This window comes from Microcystis sp. M113S1 (assembly GCF_020246945.1).
Taxonomy (GTDB): Bacteria; Cyanobacteriota; Cyanobacteriia; order Cyanobacteriales; family Microcystaceae; genus Microcystis.
In genome coordinates this window covers 1-6,194 of record NZ_JADBSA010000328.1, presented here as the reverse complement: position 1 = coordinate 6,194, position 6,194 = coordinate 1, and the positions used below count along the sequence as shown (strand labels likewise).

The following is a 6,194-nucleotide window of genomic DNA, read 5'->3' as shown; positions in this document are numbered from 1 at the left end:
TTGGGGGTTGGGGGTTGGGGGTTGGGGGTTGGGGGTTGGGGGTTGGGGTGTGGGGTGTAGGGTTTTACCGATTTTCAGGTGGTCAACTACCTAATTTTCAGGGAAAAAGTCCCTGAATTTTCCCCCCAATCACTCCAAGGGTCGGCACTTTTTGAGGGAAAAAAAGTCTAAAAACCTTGTTGGATAAGGTTTTTAGATTTATTCAGCAGACCCTAGATAATAACATCTTTAGCGATCGCTTGGGTCGCGCCAGAAAACCCACTAGAACATTTTTCTTTCTTTCTCACAAATATGAAGTATAATGTCATCGATAGCTAAACCGCAGTAAAAATGAAATCCTATCCGGTAGAGTTCCGTCAGAAAATCCTCGACTGTTATTATAACGAACCCATCTCTCAAAGACAATTAGCGAAAAGATTCTGCGTCACCCTAAGTTTCGTACAAAAGCTTTTGAAGCAATATCGAGAAACGGGAGATGTTCGACCGAAGACTTATCGATGTGGACGTCATTTAAAACTCACACCAGAACAAATGATCGTCCTCGGTAAGTTAATTGAGGAAAATAATGACGCAACTCTGGCTGAACTATCGAAACTATTCCTAGAAAGAACTGGTATAGTTTTAAGTGTGGCGACAGTGGCCAGAATAGCCGAACGCTTGAGAATAACCCGCAAAAAAAACTCTACACCCACCCGCAAAAGAGACAGAAAGAGTACAAAAACTTAGACAAGAATACAAAGGATAAAGTTCGGGATGTAGGCGATAACCGTCCCATTAATTTTAGTGAAGACATCAATAAAGCTCTGGAAGAAAAAGGAGCCAAACTAATTTATTTAGGGTCTGCTGAAAAAGTTTTTACTGGAGGCAGGGTGTAGGATAAGATTCCCCGGAAGCAATCTTTTTAATGTCTCATCGCTTCTATTATTTTCATGGTTTCGACGCTCACGGTACAAACTCGTTGTAATAAGTCAATTACTGTTTCTTTATAATCGGCGAAGCGGTAGGTATTGAATCTTTCGGCGATGGTTTGATCTTTGGGTTTCTTTTCCTTATATTGATCTAAAATCCATTCTAAGGCTGAACGATTACCGAGTTTATATTCCCAGGCAATTTTGGGAATATCTTGTAGGAAAGTGATATCGTCGAGGTTGATAGAATTTTTTTCTCGGTCGGCTTTTAGTTTAGTTTTTGGTTTGAGATTATTATTAGTATCAATACGAGTAAGTGGGTAGGGTTCAACGGTTTCATAGTTGATATGTAATTCCATTAGTTTGCTTCCCCATTCTACCCATTGATAAAAGTTATCATAGAAGGGAAGCCGGGGAAATTCTCGCTTCAGGTTTAATTCGTATTTACTGCGATATTCTGGGTGGTGAAGGACTGCATAAGTGTAGTGGAAGATGTCGAGTTTGGTGAGGTTTTTATCGTTGTAATGGCTTTGGAATTGCTGCAATCCCCAATCAGTGATATTATCGATGCGGTTTCCTTCTTTGTCGTAGCGATAAAGAGGGAGACATTGAGTTTTTTCAAGAAAATCATAATTAGCAGAATCATTAGATGCAAACACTTGGAAAGGTTTAGAAAGCGGAGTACCTGAAAAATAAATAACACTATTACTATAATCAAATTCTTTCCCAAACAATTCTGCATGATAGTTAGTTAGAACATCATTGAGTATAAAATCGCTGTAAAATAATTGCTTTATAAAAGGACGAAAGAGAGAAAATATAATTTTTGCCCTATCAAAAGTAATGCTATGTCTAGCAATTAAGTGCTTCTTTAAGTCCCTACTCCATTTAATATTAAGATTTACCATTTCATCAATATTTACATTGGAAGATAACGACATTTCTGCGTATTTAAAAACATCTGAATTATAAATATCGATAAAATAACTTATCTTGCTCTCAAGTTGCTGTGAATTGAAATCATATACCCATTCATCTCTATTACTCTTTATTCCATTTGTGTACAACTTAAAGATTGCTACCTCATCAATTTGATTTTTAGATAGCTTAGTATTTTTGTCAACTACAGGTATTAAGCCATTAAAATCATTATCTGATTGTTCAATCCAATTATGTTTTTTGTCTGGTATGATATGCTCAAAGTGAATATCTTTGAAATCATTGACTTGCAGATAATTAAGTTTATTTTGTCGCAATTCATGAACATCAAAAGGATTCGCATAAAAAAGCTTATTTCGAGTATTATGATTGTCTTTAATTAAAAAACTTATCACAATACCTGTCATAGCAGCAGCACCAAAAATTGTGTGTTTTTCACCAATGAAAACACCATCTCTGCCAGAAATTTTTCTGACATTGCCTCCTAAATCTATAAAATAAGCATAGGCGAATTCACTTTCAATACATTTTCTAAATCCATCAAAAGAGCGACCATCCAAGAAAGAAGAATTAGTAATAAAAGCTATTATACCATTTTCACCTAACCTATCTGTAGCCCAACGAAAGAAGCGAGAATACATATCATATAGCTTTGTCTTCTGCGCTGTACTTTCTTCAATATAGGTATCCTTAATACGCTTATCTATCGCTGGATACTTGCGATTTTTATTATTATCATTCTCATTTTGCTGATTAGCATTATAAGGAGGATTACCAATAATTACAGAAATATTGCGGTCATTTTGATTTTGAATCCGTTGGGTATTCTCCACCGACATGGCAAACAAATCCATCTGCTTGAGATGAAAAGCAGCATGGTCTAGGGTATCGACAAAACAGATATGCTCAAACTCTTCATACTCCCCCATCTTCTGCTTATAGGTGAACTCAATATTCAAATTAGCAATATAATAAGGCAGAATTGCCACCTCATTACAGTGCATCTCATGCTTATACTTGTACCGTAACTTATCCTTCGGTAAATACTCAATCAACTCCGTCACAAAAGTGCCTGTCCCCGTCGCCGGATCTAAAATTTCTACTCCTGGATCCGCCAACAACTTACCAAAATGTTTATGGACTAAATAATCGACACTTTCAATCATAAAACGGACAATTTCATTGGGTGTATAGACAATTCCCAACCGGTCCGCCGCTTTCGGATTGTACGCTTTATAAAAATTCTCATAAATCGCCTTGAGAAACTTCTGCTTCTCGTGGTGATTGTAAATATTCGCCGCTGTCCGCCGAATTACCGCATAATAACGTTCAATTGTTCCTAAAGTATTGCGCTTGGTATTACCAGTAAAGAAAGTTTCAATCACTCCCTGTAATTCCCTAGCGATATTATTTTCCCGGTGAAACTGAGACTCATTAAAAATATTGATAAAAATATCCTCTGTCAGAATATGCTGAATAATCATCTCTCGCACATCTTCCAGACTAATTTCTGGATTGATTGACTTGCGACAAATCTCTAAAAATTTGTCCCGCGCTGTCACAAAATTCCGATTCGTCTCCGACTGCAACGCAATTAAACCCCGCAACGCTTCTAAAATTGTTGGTAAATCTTCCTTAAAACTATCAATCGCCTCTCGAAAATCCTCAACTTCCGGACGTACATAATTAATAAAAGCATTAATAATCCCATCCAAAGCCTCATCATCGCGCATCGAGACGCGCAGTCTTTCCTCTCCTCCTTGAATTAAAACCGCCGTCTGGGAATCTTCAAATAAAATATTGTCATTAGGATAGCCTTTCGCCAACTTCTTCTCAATTTCTTCGTCTAAATTATCGTATTGATCCTTACTTTCCCAATATCCCCAATCTAACCGTAAAGCATCCTTTACCGTCCCATCAGGATAGACAACTTTACCCGACTTGGTGCGATAATCCAACTCAGGAATTAACAAAAAATCCCGCGCCTTGCAATAGTCATTTAACAAATTCTGAAAAGCGACTCTAATCGAAGTTTCCTTGCGACTTCCGCCATATTGAACAATCTTTTCAACTTCCGCCTGATATTGGCTGATTAATAATCTAGACATTGGCTTATTTGATGGCGAAAAAGATACTGTTTTTTGAGTAAAAAATTCATCACCTAACGGCGGAATATCAGAATAATCGATATTCTCATCCGTCATCGCATCAATTCTCTTCAAGTCGCTTTTGATAGATTTTTTGCTCACGATTGTTTGCCTTTCTCATTGAGATTATACGAATTTTATTAGAGCGAGGAGTATGGACGATTAAGACAACTCGACCTTTTAATTGGCCAAGGGTAATATATCTTATCTCACCATAAGTAGTTCTAATTAAATAGAAGATAGATTTTGGACTCTCTTATTCTTTGTGTGATAAGTTTAACCCATATAAGAGCGATCGATCTTTGTGTCCTTTATGTCTTCGTGGTTAGTTCCACTCCCTCGCCGGCAGGACTATATCTTAGAATACATTTTACCCAGCAAACTCAAGAGAGCCGATTTTGCCTCTCCCCTTGATTGTCTTTAATCGGGATGACAGGATTCGAACCTGCGGCCCCTTCGTCCCGAACGAAGTGCGCTACCAAGCTGCGCTACATCCCGAAAGTTTTCAGCTAAATTATCATAGCATATTCTGCCTTGAGTGGGTCGAGACTTGCTAGGATATTACAGATATAGGCAAAAATTATCGGAGTAGTTCAGGCGTGACGGTCAAACCAGAGTGGTTACGGGTAAAAGCACCGCAATGGCAACGAGTCGGCAGTGTTAAGGAGGTTTTACGCGATTTAGGCTTAAATACCGTTTGTGAGGAGGCTTCCTGCCCCAATATCGGCGAATGTTTCCACGCAGGGACGGCTACCTTTTTAATTATGGGTCCTGCTTGCACTCGCGCCTGTCCTTACTGTGATATAGATTTTGAGAAAAAACCGCAACCTTTAGACTCCACAGAACCCCTGCGACTAGCGGCAGCCGTGCAACGTCTTGATCTTAATCATGTAGTGATCACTTCTGTCAATCGCGATGATTTGGCTGATGGGGGTGCTAGTCAATTTGTCCGTTGTATCGAGGAAATTCGCCGCATTTCCCCAAAAACTACTATCGAAGTGTTGATTCCCGACCTTTGCGGTAATTGGCAGGCTTTAGCTTTGATTCTTGCCGCTAAACCTGAAGTTTTAAACCACAATACCGAAACCGTTCCCCGTCTCTATCGTCGCGTGCGTCCCCAGGGTGATTACCAGCGTTCCCTAGAATTATTGCAGCGCGCCCGCGCCATTGTTCCCGCTACCTACACAAAATCGGGCATTATGGTGGGATTGGGGGAAACCGACGAGGAAGTGCGGCAAGTAATGGGCGATTTACGGGCCGTCGATTGTGATATTCTCACCATCGGGCAGTATCTGCAACCATCGTCAAAACATCTCGGTGTGCAGGAATTTATCACCCCCGAACAGTTCCACGCTTGGCGCGAATACGGTGAGTCTCTGGGATTTTTACAAATTGTTGCGAGTCCCTTGACAAGAAGCTCTTATCATGCTGAACAAGTCAGAGCCTTAATGAATTTGTACCCGCGAGAGTCTTGAGATGGGGCAGCAATTGCTCAAAAGCTCGTCCTCGGTGGCTAATTTTTCTTTTTAATTCGGGAGACATTTCCGCAAAGGTTAAAGCGTATTCGGGGACATAAAAAATCGGATCGTAACCAAAACCACCTTCACCCCTAGTACTGGTGAGAATTTCTCCCGTGCAGATTCCTGTGGCAGTCAAGGCAATCTCACCATCGGGACGGGCGATCGCAATTACACAGACAAAACGGGCCGAACGATCCTGATTATCCCCTAATTCCCTGACGAGGCGATCGATTCTTTCTCGATCATTTTCACCATAGCGGGCCGAGTAAATCCCCGGGGCATTTCCTAACCCAGTTACTTCCAATCCCGAATCATCAGCGATCGACCATTCTCCCAATGTTAGGGCAATTTGAGCAGCTTTTAAATAGGCATTTTCGGCAAAAGTCGCCCCAGTTTCCTCTATCTCTAAATAATCGGGTTTTAACTGCAATTCTAGGTCGATATCAGTTAAGTATTCGCCTATCTCTGCTAATTTACCCGGGTTACTCGTGGCTAGAATTAATTTTTTCATCGAAAATAATCGGTTGGAAACCCCGGCCTAAAAGCTATCCATTAGTCACATCTTTCTTAACATAAAATTTGACAAAAAGAGAAAAGTGTGCAAGATGGCTCAAGGAGGTTCTATGGGGGGACTAATTTGATGAGATAGTTTCCAAGTCTGGCTGATATCATGTAACCTT

At 40.1% G+C, this 6,194-nt stretch carries 5 protein-coding genes and 1 tRNA gene; 2 read left to right on the top strand and 4 right to left on the bottom strand.

Annotated elements, in window-relative coordinates; genetic code table 11:
- Positions 1–330 precede the first annotated feature (330 nt).
- A complete protein-coding gene (locus tag IM319_RS16525) occupies positions 331–726 on the top strand; it encodes a helix-turn-helix domain-containing protein (protein ID WP_286826910.1) in 396 nt (131 codons plus the stop codon).
- Positions 727–901: 175 nt separating this feature from the next.
- Here IM319_RS16525 and IM319_RS16520 read toward each other — a convergent pair whose 3' ends face one another.
- The 3 genes from IM319_RS16520 to IM319_RS16510 form a co-directional block, all read right to left on the bottom strand.
- Positions 902–3,955: a type ISP restriction/modification enzyme gene (locus IM319_RS16520; RefSeq protein WP_287736315.1), complete on the bottom strand. Its 3,054-nt coding sequence runs from the start codon at positions 3,953–3,955 to the stop codon at positions 902–904.
- A 100-nt stretch (positions 3,956–4,055) separates the two neighbouring features.
- Positions 4,056–4,193, bottom strand: a complete 138-nt coding sequence (locus tag IM319_RS16515) for a BrnT family toxin (protein WP_353806953.1) — start codon at positions 4,191–4,193, stop codon at positions 4,056–4,058.
- A 225-nt stretch (positions 4,194–4,418) separates the two neighbouring features.
- Positions 4,419–4,492 (bottom strand) — tRNA-Pro (locus IM319_RS16510).
- Positions 4,493–4,563: 71 nt separating this feature from the next.
- Between IM319_RS16510 and lipA the strand changes: the two genes are divergently transcribed.
- Positions 4,564–5,469 carry a lipoyl synthase gene (gene lipA, locus IM319_RS16505; RefSeq protein ID WP_287736313.1) on the top strand — a complete coding sequence of 302 codons (906 nt, stop codon included), beginning with the start codon at positions 4,564–4,566 and terminating at the stop codon, positions 5,467–5,469.
- On the opposite strand, the gene rdgB is transcribed toward lipA, so the two are convergent.
- Positions 5,432–6,025, bottom strand: a complete 594-nt coding sequence (gene rdgB, locus IM319_RS16500; RefSeq protein ID WP_287736311.1) for an RdgB/HAM1 family non-canonical purine NTP pyrophosphatase — start codon at positions 6,023–6,025, stop codon at positions 5,432–5,434. The genes lipA and rdgB overlap by 38 nt on opposite strands.
- Between the last annotated feature and the right edge of the window lie 169 nt (positions 6,026–6,194).

Coding starts and splice junctions, on each gene's coding strand:
- IM319_RS16525 (WP_286826910.1), top strand. CDS start 331: ATGAAATCCTATCCGGTAGAGTTCCGTCAGAAAATCCTCGACTGTTAT.
- IM319_RS16520 (WP_287736315.1), bottom strand. CDS start 3,955: ATGTCTAGATTATTAATCAGCCAATATCAGGCGGAAGTTGAAAAGATT.
- rdgB (WP_287736311.1), bottom strand. CDS start 6,025: ATGAAAAAATTAATTCTAGCCACGAGTAACCCGGGTAAATTAGCAGAG.